The organism is Streptomyces sp. NPDC088116, from assembly GCF_044741745.1.
Lineage (GTDB): Bacteria > Actinomycetota > Actinomycetes > Streptomycetales > Streptomycetaceae > Streptomyces.
In genome coordinates this window covers 898494-915635 of record NZ_JBIUTF010000001.1, presented here as the reverse complement: position 1 = coordinate 915635, position 17142 = coordinate 898494, and the positions used below count along the sequence as shown (strand labels likewise).

The window sequence follows — 17142 nt, the reverse complement described above, 5'->3', positions numbered from 1 at the left end:
TTATCCTCGGGCGTTGTCGGTGTCCGTACGTTCCGTGCCGGCGCCGTACTCCTTCTCCGCCGTGACCGACAAGTCCCAGATCTCGTCCTCGGACATGCCACGTGCCGTGGCCCAGTTCAGCAGGGGAGTCATCGCGTTGTGCTGTCCCTCCTGCCTGGCCTGGTCGATGCCCTTGATCGACTGATCGGTGTTGTCGTACTCGTTCGCCTTGAGCCAGTCCATGGTCTGGATCCCGAACTTGGTCTCGGCGGCGCCTCCGGCGGTCTCGAAGGCCAGGGGCACGGCGATGGCCGCGGCGACTCCGGTGGGCACGACCACAGCCGCGCCGACGCCCGCGGCCACCCCGATCGCGGCCCCCGCCGCGTACTTGCGCCACTCGGCCTGCTTCTCCAGCTCCAGGTTCCGCGCGTCCTTGTCGTCGGCGAATTCCTTGCCGATGGCCTCGGCGCGGACCTCGTCCAGCATTCCGTGCATCTTGACGCTGTGCATGCCGATGCGCTTCGCGTCGTCCACGTCGTCGCCCTGCCCGGCCATGGCGCTGGCCCCGTAGATCTGCTGGGCCGTGGACACGGTGTCGTAGGCGTCCTTGTCCGTGGCCAGCGCCCGCAGGAAGCTCGTGGTGGACCCGCTGTCGAAGTCGCGGAGATGGTTCCCCTGGGCGTCGAAGAGGTCGTCACGTCCTGATTTCGGCCCGCTGCCGCCGAAGTCCGCCGCGGAGTAGTTGAGGCTGTCGACGTGACCGGCCGCCATGTTCGCCAGGCTGTCGCGGATCCCGTCCTGCTTGTCGATCTGGTCCGACGTCTGGTAGTGGTCCACGACCCGGTCCATGAGCGCGGTGCGCGCCTCGCGCGCCTCGATCTGCTCCTTGGTGTCCATCGGCGGGACGGCCGGGTCCTTGGCGTCGTACGGGTACCCGAGCGTCCCCGCCTCCAGGGCGTGGCCGAGGTTCGTGAACCCGGTCGTCTTCCCGTCGTCGTCGGTCGGCCACTCGCGCGCGCCCTCGCCGCCCTTGTTGACCAGGTAGTCCCAGTTGCTCATCGCGTCGTCGCCCTTGCCGGACGAGCCGTCGAAGAACTGCACGGAGGCTTCCGGGTTGTGGCCGAGCGCCTCCATCAGGTTGGCGACCGGGTCGCTGTCCGGCTTGGTGGCGCCCGGCGGATAGGAGAGCTGGGCCGGGTTGAAACGGTTCTCCCAGAGTTCCTTCGGGCCGCCCAGCACCGGGTCGTCGGACTTGCGCTCGAACTCGAGCATCTTGTCGCCGTACTTGTTGAGGAAGGCCGAGTCCCACTTGCCCTCGGTCATCAGCGGGCCCAGGACCTGGAAGCCGTACGGCGCGCTGGGAATGCCGTTCTTGGCCTTGATCGGATCGTCGCCCAGCTCGACCATCCGGTCCTTCCACGCCCGCATCTCGGGGGAGTCGGAATGGGTGGCGTTGGCGAGGGTGACGCCCAGGTTGTCCTGCACCTTGGCGAGGATCTTCGCGCGATCGCCGTCCGGGTCCGGCGTGTTGCCCTTGCCCGGGTCGGCGAGGCTGCGCCAGAACTCCAGCGTGCCCTCCGGACCCAGCTTGGTCGCGAACCGCTCGGCGAAGGCGGGGTTGTCGCGGTGGTACCTGGAGATCTCGTTGAATTTCTTCAACTCGTCGTCGGACATCCCGTCGCCCTTGGACGCGAGCTTCACCATCGCGTCGGCGTCCTCGATGCCCTGCTTGCGGTCGGCGTCCTTGAGGCCCGTGAAGCCGGTCTCGTCGAAGTCGTACTTGCTCTCGGCGTGCTTGCGCAGCGCACGCGCGGCGATCCGGTCCGTCTCGTTCGCCGCCTCCAGGATCCTGGCGACCTCGCGTGCCGCCCGGTCGACCTCTTCCTGGCTGGTCTGCTCCTTGGGACCGCCCTCGACCTCGCGCGGCGGACCGCCGTACCTCGCGCCGCCCTTTTCGTCGATGTAGACGTTCTTCTTGGCCCACGCGTCGATGGTGGTCCTGAGGTCGTCCTTGTGCTTCTTCAGGTCGCGGTGGGCTTCCTGAATGATCTTGTGGATGCTGCGCGCCTCGGTGACCATGTCGTCGAACTGGCGCGCCGTGGTGGTGGTGAACTCCTTGGTGACGGCGGCGTTGTCACCCTTCCAGTCCGCGGCGTTGGCCTTGCGCTCCAGATCGGCGGCGTTGACCTCGCCGTCGCCCCCGTCGGCAAGGAGGACCAGCTTGTCGAGCATCTGCTTCCACTGCTCGACCGCGGTGTTCAGTTTGCTGAGATTCAGATCCTGCAGTTCCTGGCACGTGACCATGGCCCGGCTCCCCGTTGTCCCCGTTGACTTACTTGACCCGTTGGCTTACTTGAACTGGTCGTAGATGCGCGACACGGTCATCGTCTTGCCGTCGAGCGACTGCATCCCCGTCACGATCTTCTTCTCCTGCTGCGCGTGTGTGGAGCGGGAGTAGTCGAGATGATTGGAGATGTGCGCGCAGGCCTCCTTGAGGGTGGCCAGCTTGGTGCTCCAGGCGTCGTGCACCTCGAGAAGACCCGAGCCCATGGTCAATCCGTCGTTGAAGAGCTGGTTCGACGCGTCGAACGTCGCCGCGCGCGCGTGGTCACCGTCGGTGGACAGCTGGTCCCGCAGAGAGCGGGCCATGTCACCGAGTTTTCCCAACTCGTCGTCGTGGACCGTGAGGTCGTCCTTGCCTCCGCCGCCCGATCCACCGCCGCCGTCCGCCGGCAGCTGATTCAGCCGCGTCTGTGCCGAACTGGACTTGGCCTGTTCCCACTCGTCCCATGCCACGTGACTGCCCCCGTGTCGATCTTTGCAGTGTGCATGACTCAACTTCCGCACCACGGTAGACGGGCGTCCTGTGGGATGGCCAAGCGGGTGAGCCTCAAGGAGAAAACTTCACGGAGATCGCACAATCCCTTACGGCGTGGGGGCTTCAGGGCTCGGCGCGGGGTGCTTACGGGGGCGGCACCGGGGCGATCCGGGTGAGGCCGTCGCGTACGGGGAAGGGCGCGGGCCACGAAAAGCGGGACGGGGGGCAGACGGATTTAGGGGCGAGGGGGACAGGCGGATTCAGGACAGTGCGCCCTTTCCCCCGGAGCCGGCCGGTGACCGGCCCGCATCCGGTCCGGGCCGTCAGTGCGCGCCGACGAGGCGCTGGTCCCCGCGGGCCGAATCCGGCTCGGCCAGGGCCGCGGTGTGGGCGTCCATGCGTTCGGCGGAGAGGATCGCGGCCGTCGTGTCCGCGCGGGACGCGGCCACGACCAGGGCGCGGCCCGCCAGGGCCAGGGCGCGGCGGTGCAGGTCGCCGGGGGCGGCGCCGGTGAGGCCCGCGTGGCGGGCCGGCGGGGTGCCGCGCAGGCGGGCGATCTGGCCGGCGATGCTCTCGGCGGCTTCGTCCAGACCGAGTTCGTCGGTGACGGCGAGGAGCGCGGAGAGGTGACCGGCGAGCTGGATGTTCAGCTCCTCCTCGCGGCTGCGGTGCGGGAAATCGGTATCGGTGTCGCGGCCGGCCATCGCGTGGACCGACTTGCTGCGGATCGGCTCGTACATGAGATGGCCTCCCGGCGTCGTCAGGAGACCATCCTACATTGGATTGAGTCTAAAGTTGAGCGATGTCCGGTACCGGTGAACGCCCGTCGTCGTGGGTCGTGAGCCGACGCGTACCGGAATTCCCGGGAGACGGGACTTCCGGTACGGAACCTCCCGGGGTGCCGCCCGGGTGCCGCCCGGGTGTCGCCGCCGGGTGTCGGCGCCGGGGGGCCCGCGTGCCGCCCACCCGGGGCCGTCAGCGTTGTGTGTAGCCGTCCAGGAACGTTCCGATCCGGGTCACCGCGTCCTCGAGATCCTTCGTGGCGGGCAGCGTCACGATCCGGAAGTGGTCCGGCTCCGGCCAGTTGAACCCCGTACCGTGCACGACCATGATCTTCTCGGCCCGCAGCAGGTCCAGCACCAGCTGCCGGTCGTCCTTGATCTTGTAGACCTTCGGGTCGAGCCGCGGGAAGAGGTACAGCGCGCCCTTCGGCTTGACGCAGGTGACGCCCGGGATCCGGGTGAGCAGGTCGTACGCCGTGTCCCGCTGCTCCAGGATCCGGCCGCCCGGCAGTACCAGGTCCTCGATCGACTGCCGGCCGCCCAGCGCCGTGGCCACCGCGTGCTGCGAGGGCATATTGGCGCACAGCCGCATATTGGCCAGGATCGTCAGGCCCTCGATGTACGAGGAGGCGTGCGCCTTGGGGCCGCAGACCGCCAGCCAGCCGGAGCGGAAGCCGGCCACGCGGTAGTTCTTGGAGAGGCCGTTGAAGGTGAGGGTGAGCAGGTCGGGCGCGACGGCGGCGGTCGGGGTGTGGGTTGCGCCGTCGTAGAGGATCCGGTCGTAGATCTCGTCGGAGCAGACGACCAGGTTGTGGCGGCGGGCGATCTCCGTGAGTGCGGTGAGCATGTCGTCGCCGTACACCGCGCCCGTCGGGTTGTTCGGGTTGATGATCACGATCGCCTTGGTCCGATCGGTGATCTTCCGCTCGATGTCGGCGAGGTCCGGCATCCAGTCGGCCTGCTCGTCGCAGCGGTAGTGCACGGCCGTGCCGCCCGCGAGCGAGACCGACGCGGTCCACAGCGGGTAGTCGGGCGCCGGTACGAGCACCTCGTCGCCGTCGTCCAGCAGGGCCTGCATCGACATCTGGATCAGCTCGGAGACGCCGTTGCCGAGGTAGATGTCCTCGACGCCCAGGTCGATGCCCTTGGTCTGGTAGTGCTGCATCACCGCGCGCCGGGCGGTCAGCAGCCCCTTCGCGTCGCCGTAGCCGTGTGCTCCGGAGAGATTGCGGAGCATGTCCTCGAGGATCTCGGGCGGGCACTCGAATCCGAAGGCCGCCGGATTGCCGGTGTTGAGCTTGAGGATGCGGTGGCCCGCCGCCTCCAGGCGCATCGCCTCGTCGAGGACCGGGCCCCGGATTTCGTAACAGACGTTGGCGAGCTTTGTCGACTGGATGACCTGCATGGCGGCCACCTTACGGCCGCCCGGCCGGAGCCGCTCGGTGTCTTTCGCCACGTCGGGGCGGTGCGGACGCCCTGGTGGCGGCGTACGGGCGGCACGCGGGGTGGCGGTGGGTCGTGCGCCTGTCACTTTCTGTTGCGTTAGCGCCAGGTAACGACTGGATGTCCGTCATTACTTTCCGAGAACGAAGGGTTGGCGCGGGCGGAGCCGATGGCTATCGTTCACGCACTTCACCCAATCGTTCACTTGAACGAATAATGCGAAGGTTGCCCGGCACATGCCCCTGTCCGACACCTCCGGCCGTCGGCCGGCCCCTGGACACCCGGTCTCCGAGCTCCGGCCGGCCTCCCGGCGCCCGGAGGCCGCGATGCCGCGCCGCTCGGTCCTCACCGCCGCTGCCGCGGGCGGCGCCGCGCTCGGCGCGTCCTGGCTGCTCACCGGCTGCTCCGGCGCCGCGCCCGCCACCGCCGCGCACGCCGTGCCCAGTGGCGCGCCCGCCGGGCGGCCCGACCGGGGCGGAACCCTGCGCATCGCCCGGCCGCCCGCCTCCGACGCCGAGACCCTCGACCCGGCGAGCGCGCTGTCCGCGTACGAATACCTGGGCGCGCTCTACAACCGGCTCGTACGGATCGGCCCCGACGGCGACCTCGCACCCGACCTCGCCGAGTCCTGGGAGCCCGACGACACCGCCCGCACCTGGACCTTCCGGCTCCGGCGCGGTGTCACCTTCCACCACGGCCGGGCCTTCACCTCCGCCGACGCCGCCTACACCCTGCGCCACATCCTCGACGCCGCGACCGCCTCCCCGCAGGCCGCCGTCCTCGCCCCGCTCATCGACCCCAAGACGCTGCGCACGCCCGACCCGCACACCCTCGTCGTAGCGCTGAAGACCCCGAACGCCGAGTTCCCCAGCCTGCTGACGCACTACAACTGCTACGTCGTCCCCGAGGGCAGCGCCCGTTCCATCGGCCGCACCGGCATCGGCACCGGCCCCTTCAAGCTGGCCTCCTTCACCGCCGCGGGGCCCGGCCGGGTCACCGCGTACAAGGACCACTGGGCCGGCCGCCCGGTCCTGGACGCCATCGACTTCTACTCCGTCGCCGACATGCAGGCCCGCTCCAACGCCCTGCTCGCCGGGCAGGTCGACCTCCTCTCGCAGACCAACCTGGACTTCGCCACCGCCCGCGTCGTCGCCGCCTCCGACCGGGCCACCATCGCCCGCGCCAAGGACGCCCAGTGGTACGTCCTGCCGATGCTGACCACCGAAAAGCCCTTCACGGACGTGCGCGTACGGCAGGCGATGAAGCTCGCCTACGACCCCGAGCACGTACTGAAGGTCGCCCTCCAGGGCGCGGGCACGGCCGGCTGGGACAACCCCGTACCGCCCATCGATCCGAACCACATCGCCACCCACCCCGTCCACGACCCCGAGAAAGCGCGCCACCTCCTCAAGAAGGCCGGGCACGAGCGGCTCGCGGTCGACCTCTACACCTCCTCGTACGACCCGATCTTCACGCCGATGGCCCTCGCCTATCAGGAGTCCGCCGCGCGGGCCGGTATCCGGATCAAGGTGAAGACGGCCGCCGCCGACTCGTACTTCACCCAGATCTGGATGAAGAAGCCGCTGATGGCCACGTACTGGTTCACCGGCAGGCCCATCGACCAGCTCCTCAACCAGGTCTTCCGCGGCGGGTCCAGCTACAACGAGACCGCCTGGTCGGACCCGGCGTTCGACGCGCTGCTCGACCGGGCACGGCGCGAGACCGACACCGGGCGCAGGCGCGAGCTGTACGGCGAGGCGCAGACGTTCGTCATCGAGAAGGGCGGGGCGATGACCCCGATGTTCGCCGATCGGCTCGTCGGCATCTCCCGGAAAGTGCGCGGCTACGCCGAGTACGGATTCGAGTTCGACTACCTCGGCATCGGCCTGAAGGGGGCGTAGGACCGTGCTCACGTTCATCGCCCGCCGCCTCGTCGCCGCGCTCGGCACCCTCGTCCTCTCCTCCGTCCTGGTCTTCCTGGCCGTACAGGCGCTGCCCGGAGACGTCGCCACCCAGGTGCTCGGCAAGGACGCCACCCCGTCCGCCGTCGCCGCGCTCCGCGAGAAACTCCAGCTCGACCGGCCCGCCTGGGAGCGCTACGCCGACTGGGTACAGGGAGCGCTGCACGGCGACTTCGGCACCTCCCTCGTCTCCGCCAAGCCCGTGGGCGGCGAGGTCGGCCAGTACCTCGGCAACTCGCTCCTCATCGCCCTCGTCACCGTCCTCTTCGCGGTCACCGGATCCCTCGTCCTCGGCATCCTCGCGGGCCTCTACCGCGACCGCTGGCCCGACCACCTCATCTCCACCGTCAGCCTCGTCGGCATGAGCGTCCCGGAGTTCGTGGTGGCGACACTGCTGGTGCTCGCCTTCTCGGTCACCGTGCCGCTGCTGCCCGCCGTGGTGCTGTACGGGCCAGGCGCCACCACCGGGCAACTGCTCCCGTCGGTCTGGCTGCCCGCGCTCTCGCTGGCGATCGTGATGGCCGCGTACATCGTGCGCATGGCCCGTACGTCGGTCATCGACGTCATGGCGAGCGAGTACGTGACCACCGCCCGGCTCAAGGGCCTGTCCACCTGGCGCGTCGTCACCCGGCACGCGCTGCCCGGCGCCCTGCTGCCCACGCTCCACGTGATCGCGCTGAACGTCGCCTGGCTGGTCGGCGGGGTCGCGGTCGTCGAGAACGTCTTCAACTATCCGGGCATCGGCAAGCTGATGCTCTCCTCCGTACAGAACCGCGACCTGCCCGTCATCCAGGCCATCGCCCTGATCAGCGCGGTCGTGTACGTCGTGTGCAACCTCGCCGCCGACCTCGGCGCGATGGCCCTCAACCCCAAGCTCCGTACCCGAGGAGGGAGGACGCGATGACCCTCGACACCCCAGCCGCGAAGGGCGGACAGTATGGCCCGCGGCCGGGCTTCGCCGCCCGCGCCTGGCGCACCGTACGCTCCTCCCGCGCCGCCGCGCTCGGACTCACGATCGTCGCCGTCCATGCGGCCGTCGCTCTGCTCGCCCCGCTCCTGACCTCGTACGATCCGATCGTGGGCGACGCCTCCCGGGCCCTGCTCGGACCGAGCGGGGACCACTGGGCGGGCACCGACCAGTACGGCCGCGACGTGCTGGCCCGGGTGCTGTACGGCGGGCGGTACGCGCTCGGCGTTTCGCTCGCCGCGACCTTCCTCACCATCGCCCTCGGTACGGTGCTCGGCTGCGCCACCGCGCTCCGGGGCGGCCGGCTGGACGACGTGCTGATGCGGGTGCTGGACGCGGTGCTGTCCGTCCCGGGTCTCCTCGCCCTGCTGGTTGTCGTCACCGCGCTCGGCTCGGGCCCCGCCGTCATCGTGCTGGCCGTCGCCGTCGTCTACGTACCGCAGGTGGTACGGGTCGTACGCGGCGCCGCGCTCGCCGTCGTACCCGCCGACTACGTCACCGCCGCCCGCGCCCGGGGCGAGTCCACCTGGTCGGTCCTGCGCCGCGAGGTGCTGCCCAACATCACCGACGTGGTGTGCGTCGAGTTCGCGATGCGGGCCTCCTGGGTGGTGCTGATGATCAGCTCCCTGTCCTTCCTCGGGTTCGGCGCCAATCCGCCCACGCCCGACTGGGGGCTGATGGTCTCCGAGAACCGCACCGCCATCACCGTGGTGCCGATGGCCAGCCTCGCGCCGATCATCGCCCTGGCCACCCTCGTGGTCGGACTCAACCTCGCCGCCGACGGCCTGTCCAAGGCGTGGGGCGTCGACCGGATACGGGAGGGTTCCTGATGACCAGTCCGAAGAACGCTCCGAGGGCGGTGGCCAGAACCGCTCCGGGGATCCCTTCGAAGAGCGCCCCGCGGATCCCTCCGAAGAACGCGATCGTCTCGGTCGACGGGCTGTGCGTCGCCTACCGCTCCGGCGGGCGGGACGTCCCCGTCGTCCACGACATCGGCCTCGACGTGCTGCCGGGGCAGACCCTGGCCCTGGTCGGCGAATCCGGCAGCGGCAAGTCCACCGTCGCCGCGACCCTGCTCGGTCATCTGCGGCACGGTTCACGGCTCACCGGCGGAACCGTACGGGTCGAAGGCAAGGACGTATTCGCGCTGTCCGCAAGGGAGTTGAGGAAGCTGCGCGGCGGTACGGTCGCGATGATCGCGCAGAACGCCGGGCACTCGCTCACCCCCTCGATGCGCGTGGGCAAGCAGATTGCCGAGGCGCTGCGGGACGAGCAGGCCCTGAACCCCGCCGCCGTCACCGACCTGCTCGAACAGGTCCGCCTCCCGCGCCCCGCCGAACTGGCCCGCCGCTACCCGCACGAACTCTCCGGCGGACAGCAGCAGCGCGTCGCCATCGCCATGGCCCTCGCGGCCCGTCCGAAGGTCCTCGTCCTGGACGAACCCACCACCGGCCTGGATGTCGTCACCCAGCGCGGTGTCCTGGACCTGATCGGCGCGCTGCGCGCCGAACTCGGCCTCGCCGCCCTCCTGGTCAGCCATGACCTCGGGGTGGTGGCCCGGATGGCCGATCACGTCACGGTGCTGCGCGCCGGCCGCATGGTGGAGTCGGCGGCCACCCGCCGGCTCTTCGCCGAGCCGGCCGAGCCGTACACCCGGCGGCTGCTCTCCAGCGTGCCGCGCCTCACGGACCACGGCCTCGCGGTGGTCGGGGACGACGGCACCCGCGAGATCCGGCCGAGGGCCGTCCTGCCCGCGGACGCCGCGAAGGTGGTCGACGTACGGGACGTGACCATCGACTACGGCGCGGAGCGGGCCGTCCACGGGGTCTCCTTCCAGGTGCGACGGGGCGAGATCCTGGCGCTGGTCGGTGAGTCGGGGAGCGGCAAGTCCACCCTGGCCTGGTCGCTGGCGGGGCTGCGGGCCCCGTCCGGCGGCACGATGACACACGGGGCGGGGCGAGAGGCCGGCAGCGGAGTGGGCCATGAGGCGGTGGGGGACCTCGCCGGACCGTCCCGCAAGCGCTCGCCCGCCCTGCGCCGCAAGATCCAGCTCGTCTTCCAGAACGCCGACACCTCACTGAACCCCCGCCGTTCGGTGGGCGACGCGGTACGGCGGCCGCTGCGCTTCTTCGGTACGGCGACGACCCGCGCCGAGGCCGCCGCCCGCGCCCGGCGGCTCATCCAGGACGTACGCCTCGACCCGGACCTCGCCGACCGGCTGCCCGCACAGCTGTCCGGCGGCCAGCGGCAGCGGATCGGGATCGCGCGTGCGCTGGCGGGCGAACCGGACGTGCTGATCGCGGACGAGATCACCACCGCCCTCGATGTCTCGGTCCAGGCCGATGTGCTGCGCCTGCTGGACGACCTGCGCCGAGAGCGGCGGTTGGCCTGCCTCTTCATCAGCCATGACCTCGCGGTGGTACGGGGGATAGCCGACCGGGTGATCGTGCTGCGGAACGGGGTGGTGGTGGAGGAGGGCCGCACGGACGCGGTGTTCTCGGCACCGGCGCATCCGTACACACGGCAGTTGATGGCGGCGGCGCTGGAGCCGGATCCGGAAGCGGGCACGGGCACAGGCGCGGGTGAGGAGAGCTGGGAGGACGCGGTGTCCGGCGACGACGTGTGGACGGAGATCACAAGCGGCCACCGCATCCGGCGCTGGCGTCCGTCCTAGAGTGGCGGTTTCGGAACTACCCGCCGCCGCAACGGAGTTCGTATCAGACAGCCTGGGCCGAAGCGGGGGCGAACGGAGAGACAGTGGCCAAGCACGCAAGGCAGCGGACCATCCCCGGGATGCCCGGATGACGGCCGGCCGGGCGCCGAGACGGGCCGTCGCCGCCGCCAGCCGCAGCCGGCAGCCCACCGAGGTGCGCCGTCGCCTGATCGCGGAGGCGGCGGTGCCGCTGATCGCCGAACGCGGCTCGGCCGCCGTCGGCGTACGGGATGTCGCGGCGGCGGCCGGGGTGTCGGTCGGCACGGTCACGTACCACTTCGAGAGCGTGCGGGAAGTCCTCTCCGAGGCGATGGTGCTGCACATCGAGCGCTACTACGGCGCTCTGAGCGCCTCCGTCGACCGGACCTCCCGCGCGGCGGAGGGGCTGCGGCTGCTCATCGACGCGCTGTTCACGGACGACACCGACCGGCACTGGCGGATGTGGTTCGACTACTGGCACGCGGGCGACCGCGACCAGGCGTTCGCGCGCGGCCAGGCCGAACGGTACGAGCGGTGGCACGACGAGATCAGCACGCTGGTCGAACGCGGCCGCGACGAAGGCGACTTCACCTGCGCCGACCCGGCCGACTTCGCGGTGCGCTTCGCGGCACTGGTGGACGGCCTGGCCCTGCAACGCCTCCGCCAGGTCCCACCGCTCACGACGACGGACGCCCGCCGCCACCTGTACCGGCTGATCGAGGCGGAACTGGAGAGCGGCGGGACGAAGACGAGCGCCTGAGCGGCCGGGCCGCCCGGACCGGACAGGACCTACGAGCCGTCCGGCTCCGGGGAGTTCCCGGGTGTCCTGTCGTGCTCAGCCGGTCCGCCGGATCGAACGGCCCGCCAGGACGTTCGTGCGGCGGCCGTCCTCGATCACGAAGCGGCCGTCGATCAGCACGTACGGGATGCCCACCGGCAGGGTGCGCGGGGCCTCGAAGGTGGAGCCCGCCGCGACGGTGGCCGGGTCGAAGAGGACCAGGTCGGCGCGGTGGCCCTCGCGGATCAGGCCGCGGTCGGGGAGGCGGAGGCGGGCGGCCGGGCGGGAGGTCAGGTGGGCCACGCACTCCTCCAGGGACAGGACGCCCAGCTCGCGTACGTACCGGCCCAGATACTGCGGGAACGTGCCGTACGCGCGCGGATGCGGCTTCGTCCCCTGGAGGATGCCGTCGCTGCCGCCCGTGTGGACGCGGTGGCGCATGATCCGGCGGACGTTCTCCTCGTGGCCCACGTGCTGGAGGATCGTCGAGCCGAGCCGGTCGTCCAGGAGCAGCCGGCGGGCCGTCGCCCAGGGCGTCTGTCCGCGCTCGCGCGCCGAGTCGGCCACCGTCCTGCCGACATGGTCCGCCAGCCCGGGGGACGAGACTCCGGAGATCTCGATCGTGTCCCACTCGATGGGCACACCATGGCAGCCGTCCGCGCCGATGACCTCCATGTGGTGACGGATCCTCTCGGCGCTCGCTCCGTCCCGGAGCCGGTCCATGATCGCTTCGGGGCCGCCCTCGCTCGCCCAACTGGGCAGCATCGCCACGAGAGTCGTACAGCCGGGGGTGTACGGATAGGTGTCGAGGGAGATGTCGGCGCCCGCGTCCAGCGCCCGGTCGAGAAGGTCGAGCAGTTCGGGCGCCCTGCCCTTGTTCACGCCGAAGTTCATGGTGGCGTGGGCGAGATGGAGGGCGCAGCCCGCGTGCCGGGTGAGCGTCACCATCTCCTCGTACGCCTGGAGCGCGCCGGCGCCGTACGAACGGTGGTGCGGGCAGTAGTAGCCGTCGTAGCGCGCCACCACCCGGCACAGCTCGGTCAGTTCGGAGTCGTTCGCGTACATGCCCGGGGTGTAGGTCAGGCCCGAGGACATCCCGACCGCGCCCTCCTCCATGGACTCGGCCACCAGCCGCTTCATCCGGGCGAGTTCGGCGTCGGTCGCGGGCCGGTCGTCCCAGCCGACCGCGTACATGCGGACGGTGCCCTGCGGGATCAGATACGCGGCGTTGACCGCGATGCCCCCGCCGTCGAAGCCCTGGCCCTCGAAGGCGCGGTCGAGCCGGTCGAGATAGCCGCCGACCGTGCGCCAGTCGAAGTCGATGTCGCCGCCGTCGCCGTTCCAGCCGGTGATCGCCTGGCGGACCTGCGCGAGGGTCGCGTCGTCCACGGGCGCGTACGACAGGCCGTCCTGGCCGATCACTTCGAGGGTCACGCCCTGGGCGGCCTTCGCGGAGTGGTCGGGGTCGCGCAGCAGCGCGAGGTCGCTGTGCGCGTGCATGTCGATGAAGCCGGGGGAGAGGGCGAGTCCGGCGGCGTCGAGGACACGGGCACCGGTGGGGCGTGGGGCCCCCTCGCGTCGTATCGCCGCGATACGGCCGCCCTCGATGCCCACGTCGGCGCGGTACGAGGGACCGCCCGTGCCGTCGATGACGCGTACGTCGCGGATGACGAGATCCATGGCCATGGGCGGGGGCCCTCTCGGGGGTCTCGGGAGTATGGGGGGTCTCGGGAATATGGGGGGGCTCGGGAGTCTTGGAGGGCTCGGAGGGCTCGGAAGGCTCAGAAGAACGTGCGGATGAAGTCCGTGACCGTGCCGTCCGCCTCCACCAGCGGGATCAGCTGCCACTTGTCGAACGATGTACACGGGTGGGAGAGGCCCATCCCGACCCAGTCGCCCACCTCCAGGACCGCCTCGGGCGTGGTGGTCAGCCAGCCGTGCTGGTCGGACAGGCCCGTGACCGTGACACCGGCCGCCGGGCGGATCTCGCCGGTGCGGCCGTCCCGTACCACCTGGGCCTGAGGCAGATCGAGGTCGTACGCCGCGTCCCGCTTGCCGGCGTTGACGAAGGCCTGACCGGCGGACGGACGGGAGACGACCTGCGCCCAGAGCCGGAAGGCGGGCTGGAGGGAGCCCTCCTCGGGGACGCGGTTGAACGGGGTGAGATGGCGGTAGTGGCCGTCGTCGTGCGAGATGTACGCGCCGGAGCGCAGCAGCTTCAATACCGGGCGGGAGAGCGCGGGGATCTCCGCGAAGACGTCCGCGACCGCGTCGAACCAGGCGCTGCCGCCCGCGCTGATCACGATCTCGCCGACGGCCTCGAAACGGCCAGCCCGGTCGAACTCCTCGGCCAGCGCGACGAGTCGGCGCAGCCAGGCGCGGACGCTGTCGCCGTCGGCCCCCGGCACCTCGCCCTCGTAACCGGCCACTCCGGTCAGCCGCAGGGTGGGCACGGCGGCGACCGCGTCCGCGATCGCGGCGCACTGCGCTTCCGTACGTACTCCGGTGCGGGCGCCCTCGCCCGCGCCCAGTTCGACCACAACCTCCACCGGGCGGGTGGCGCCCGCGGACCGGAGCGCCTCGTCCATCAGCTCGACGCCGCGCACGGAGTCGACGTAACAGAGGAAGCGGAAGCCGGGATCCCGGTTCAGTTCGGAGGCGAGCCAGCGCAGGGCCGCCGCGTCGACGAGTTCGTTGGCGAGGAAGATCCGCGCGACGCCGAACGCCCGGTAGACGCGGGCCTGGTGCGGGACGGCGGCCGTGATGCCCCACGCGCCGTGCTCCAGCTGGCGCGCGAAGAGCTGCGGGGACATGGAGGTCTTGCCATGCGGGGCGAAGGCGAGGCCATGGCGCTCGGAGTACGTCTCCAGCAGGGCCAGGTTGTGCTCGACCGACTCGGCGGACAGGGCGAGGACGGGGGTGGTGAAGCCGCCGGTGAAGAGGGAGCGGCGCTCGGCGGCGAGCGCGCCGACGGTCAGGCCCTCGGCGTCGGGAGGGAGGGCCTTGAAACGGTGGTCGACACGCTCGCCGGCCAGCCGGTCGCCGGCCAGCCGGTCGGCGGCCGGTCGTTCACCGGCGGATCGTTCGCCGATCGGTCGTTCACCGGCGGCCCGGTCGCCGGCCGCCCCGTCGCCTGCCGGTCGCTCGTCCGTCCGTCGTCCGTCCGTCCGTCGCTCGGCGGGCATGGGAGCCTCCCTCTTCCTTGTCATTGCAGATACTGCAACGCCCATTGCGTATATCGCTTCACGGTGTCTAACATCCGACCCGACACCGGGTCAATGGCGCCCCGGTGTCGTACCCCTTCATCGGCCTGTTCATCGGCCTGGCGGCCTGGCGGCCTGATCGGCGAGGAGCCCCGGAGTGACCGGAACCGTAGACGTGGACACCCCTCCCGGCGTGGATACCCACCCCGGCGTGGACGTCGTCTGCCTCGGCGAGTCCATGGTCACCTTCCTGCCCTCGAAACCGGGCCCGCTCGCCGATGTCCCGTCCTTCGACCGTACGATCGGCGGCGCCGAGTCCAACGTCGCCTGCGCGCTGGCGTCCGCCGGGCACACCGTGCGGTGGGTCAGCCGGGTCGGCGCCGACGGCTTCGGGGACCACCTGGTCGACGCGATCGCCGCGTACGGGGTCGACACGTCGGGCGTCCGCCGGGACCCGGACCGCCCGACCGGGATCTACTTCCGTACGGCGACGGACCGCGACACCGCCGCGCACGAGGTCGCCTACTACCGGGCGGGTTCCGCCGCTTCCGCGATGTCCCCGCTGACCATGCCGTACGAGGACCTCCGGTCGGCCCGCGTCCTGCATCTGTCGGGGATCACGGCGGCGCTCTCCGAGGACTGCCTGGCCCTGATGCGCGACCTGACCGCCCCCCGGCCGGGGCGCCCGCTGGTCTCGTTCGACGTCAACCACCGCCCGGGGCTGTGGCACGACCCGTCGGCGGCCCGGGTCCTGCTCGACCTGGCCCGGGGCGCCGATCTGGTCTTCGTGGGGGAGGACGAGGCAGCCCTGGCCTGGGGGCTGCGCGGCGCCGACGCGATCCGCGCCGCGCTTCCCGAGCCGGAGACGCTCGTGGTCAAGCGCGGCAGCGCGGGGGCGACGGTCCACACGCGTGAGCCGGGCGCGACGGTCCGTGGGCGCGAGGCGGGGCCGATGCCGCGGGCGGGAGCCGCCACTCCCGGAGACGCCACCGCCCCCGACACCGTCATCTCCGTCCCCGCCCTGCGCGTCGACGTCGTCGCTCCCGTCGGCGCCGGAGACGCCTTCGCCGCCGGATTCCTCTCCGCCACCCTCCGCGGCCTGCCCGCCGCCGCCCGTCTGCGGCACGGTCATCTCATGGCCGCCGCCGCCCTCACCGTCCCCGGTGACCTCGGTACACCAGCCTCGCGCGCGCACGCCGACCACCTCGCCGGACTCGACGCGGACGCCTGGGGGACACTTCGTCTCGGCCCCGGCTGGACGGGGGCCACGGAGCCGGAGTCGCCGGCGACAGGGCCGGACGCACCGGCCGCGGAGCCGGAGGTACGTATCCCATGAGCCAGACAGTCGACCGCGCGCTGAGCATCCTCCCCCTGCTCGCCCAGGGGCCGGCGGATCTCGGACAGGTCGCCGACCGGCTCGGCGTCCACAAGTCCACCGCGCTGCGACTGCTCCGTACCCTCCACGAGCACGGGCTCGTCTACCGCCAGCAGGACCACCGCTACCGCCTCGGCGCGCGCCTCTTCGCGCTCGCCCAGGAGGCCGTCGAGAACCTCGACGTGCGCGAGATCGCCCACAGCCACCTCGTCGCGCTCAACGAGCGGTGCGGCCACACCATCCATCTCGCGGTGTACGAGGAGAGCGAAGTCCTCTACATCGACAAGGTCGAGAGCCGCTACCCGGTCCGGATGTACTCCCGGGTCGGCAAGCCGGTCGCGATCACCGTCGCCGCCGTCGCCAAGCTGCTGCTCGCCGACCTCCCCGAGACCGAGCGGCGCGCGGTCGCCGAACGTCTCGACTACCCCCTGTACACGCCCCGTTCCACGCCCGGCGCGTCCGCTTTCCTCAAGGAGCTGGCGACCGTACGTGAACAGGGCTGGGCCACCGACCTCGGTGGCCACGAGGAGTCCATCAACTGCATCGGCGCCCCCATCCGCGGGGCGGACGGCCGGGTCGTCGCCGCCATGTCGGTGTCCGCGCCCAATGTCGTCGTGACGGCGGAGGAACTCCTCACCCTGCTCCCGCTGTTGCGCCGCACCGCCGACGCGATCAGCGGGGAGTATTCCGGCCACACCCACCCCAAGGAAGCTTGATGAGTGACAAGACCGCGCTGACCCCGGCCACGCACACCACGCCCCCGGCGAAGTTCTCGCACGGCGTCCGCAAGGGCAACATCCTCCAGGTCGCGGGCCAGGTCGGCTTCCTCCCGGCCGTCGAGGGCCAGGCGCCCACCCCGGCGGGCCCGACCCTGCGCGAGCAGACCCTCCAGACCCTCGCCAACGTCAAGGCGATCCTGGAGGAGGGCGGCGCGAGCTGGGACGACGCGGTGATGGTGCGGGTCTACCTCACCGACGTCGACCACTTCGCCGAGATGAACGCGATCTACAACCAGTACTTCGAGGAGCAGGGGCTCAAGGAAGCGCCCGCCGCGCGTACGACGGTCTATGTGGGGCTGCCCAAGGGGCTGTTGGTCGAGATCGACGCGCTGGCGGTTCTCGGCTGAGAGCCCTCGGCCCCACTG

At 71.1% G+C, this 17142-nt stretch carries 14 protein-coding genes; 8 read left to right on the top strand and 6 right to left on the bottom strand.

What is annotated here, in order from left to right:
- From ACIOJD_RS03960 to ACIOJD_RS03945, 4 genes are all read right to left on the bottom strand, one after another.
- The gene (locus tag ACIOJD_RS03960) at positions 1-2283 is read right to left on the bottom strand and encodes a DUF6571 family protein (RefSeq protein ID WP_401908062.1); all 2283 of its coding nucleotides are present in this window, start codon (positions 2281-2283) and stop codon (positions 1-3) included.
- A gap of 45 nt (positions 2284-2328) precedes the next feature.
- Positions 2329-2775 (bottom strand): hypothetical protein, encoded by a 447-nt coding sequence (locus tag ACIOJD_RS03955; protein ID WP_401908061.1) that lies wholly within the window; start codon positions 2773-2775, stop codon positions 2329-2331.
- 345 nt (positions 2776-3120) lie between these two features.
- Entirely contained in the window at positions 3121-3537 is a 417-nt protein-coding gene (locus tag ACIOJD_RS03950) for a hypothetical protein (protein ID WP_401908060.1), read from the bottom strand.
- A 235-nt stretch (positions 3538-3772) separates the two neighbouring features.
- The gene (locus ACIOJD_RS03945) at positions 3773-4984 is read right to left on the bottom strand and encodes a pyridoxal phosphate-dependent aminotransferase (RefSeq protein ID WP_401908950.1); all 1212 of its coding nucleotides are present in this window, start codon (positions 4982-4984) and stop codon (positions 3773-3775) included.
- A gap of 274 nt (positions 4985-5258) precedes the next feature.
- On the opposite strand from ACIOJD_RS03945, the gene ACIOJD_RS03940 reads away from it, so the two are divergent.
- The 5 genes from ACIOJD_RS03940 to ACIOJD_RS03920 all read left to right on the top strand — a co-directional run bounded on the left by ACIOJD_RS03940 (position 5259) and on the right by ACIOJD_RS03920 (position 11402).
- The gene (locus ACIOJD_RS03940; protein ID WP_401908059.1) at positions 5259-6923 is read left to right on the top strand and encodes an ABC transporter substrate-binding protein; all 1665 of its coding nucleotides are present in this window, start codon (positions 5259-5261) and stop codon (positions 6921-6923) included.
- Between the two features lie 4 nt (positions 6924-6927).
- Positions 6928-7887 carry an ABC transporter permease gene (locus ACIOJD_RS03935; protein WP_401908058.1) on the top strand — a complete coding sequence of 320 codons (960 nt, stop codon included), beginning with the start codon at positions 6928-6930 and terminating at the stop codon, positions 7885-7887.
- On the top strand, positions 7884-8780 hold the full coding sequence (locus ACIOJD_RS03930; RefSeq protein WP_401908057.1) for an ABC transporter permease: 897 nt from the start codon (positions 7884-7886) through the stop codon (positions 8778-8780). The genes ACIOJD_RS03935 and ACIOJD_RS03930 overlap by 4 nt, the downstream gene beginning before the upstream one ends.
- The gene (locus ACIOJD_RS03925) at positions 8780-10624 is read left to right on the top strand and encodes a dipeptide ABC transporter ATP-binding protein (protein ID WP_401908056.1); all 1845 of its coding nucleotides are present in this window, start codon (positions 8780-8782) and stop codon (positions 10622-10624) included. Before ACIOJD_RS03930 ends, ACIOJD_RS03925 begins: the two co-directional genes overlap by 1 nt.
- A 127-nt stretch (positions 10625-10751) precedes the next feature.
- Complete coding sequence (locus ACIOJD_RS03920) at positions 10752-11402, top strand: TetR/AcrR family transcriptional regulator (RefSeq protein WP_401908055.1); 651 nt, start codon at positions 10752-10754, stop codon at positions 11400-11402.
- Positions 11403-11477: 75 nt separating this feature from the next.
- Here ACIOJD_RS03920 and ACIOJD_RS03915 read toward each other — a convergent pair whose 3' ends face one another.
- On the bottom strand, positions 11478-13100 hold the full coding sequence (locus ACIOJD_RS03915) for an amidohydrolase family protein (RefSeq protein WP_401908948.1): 1623 nt from the start codon (positions 13098-13100) through the stop codon (positions 11478-11480).
- A 101-nt stretch (positions 13101-13201) separates the two neighbouring features.
- Positions 13202-14605, bottom strand: a complete 1404-nt coding sequence (locus ACIOJD_RS03910; protein ID WP_401908054.1) for an amino acid deaminase — start codon at positions 14603-14605, stop codon at positions 13202-13204.
- Between the two features lie 256 nt (positions 14606-14861).
- On the opposite strand from ACIOJD_RS03910, the gene ACIOJD_RS03905 reads away from it, so the two are divergent.
- The 3 genes from ACIOJD_RS03905 to ACIOJD_RS03895 are packed head-to-tail and all read left to right on the top strand — an operon-like array spanning position 14862 to position 17124.
- On the top strand, positions 14862-15959 hold the full coding sequence (locus ACIOJD_RS03905) for a sugar kinase (RefSeq protein ID WP_401908946.1): 1098 nt from the start codon (positions 14862-14864) through the stop codon (positions 15957-15959).
- Positions 15956-16714, top strand: a complete 759-nt coding sequence (locus ACIOJD_RS03900; RefSeq protein WP_401908053.1) for an IclR family transcriptional regulator — start codon at positions 15956-15958, stop codon at positions 16712-16714. The genes ACIOJD_RS03905 and ACIOJD_RS03900 overlap by 4 nt, the downstream gene beginning before the upstream one ends.
- The gene (locus tag ACIOJD_RS03895) at positions 16714-17124 is read left to right on the top strand and encodes a RidA family protein (RefSeq protein ID WP_401908052.1); all 411 of its coding nucleotides are present in this window, start codon (positions 16714-16716) and stop codon (positions 17122-17124) included. Before ACIOJD_RS03900 ends, ACIOJD_RS03895 begins: the two co-directional genes overlap by 1 nt.
- Positions 17125-17142: the final 18 nt, after the last annotated feature.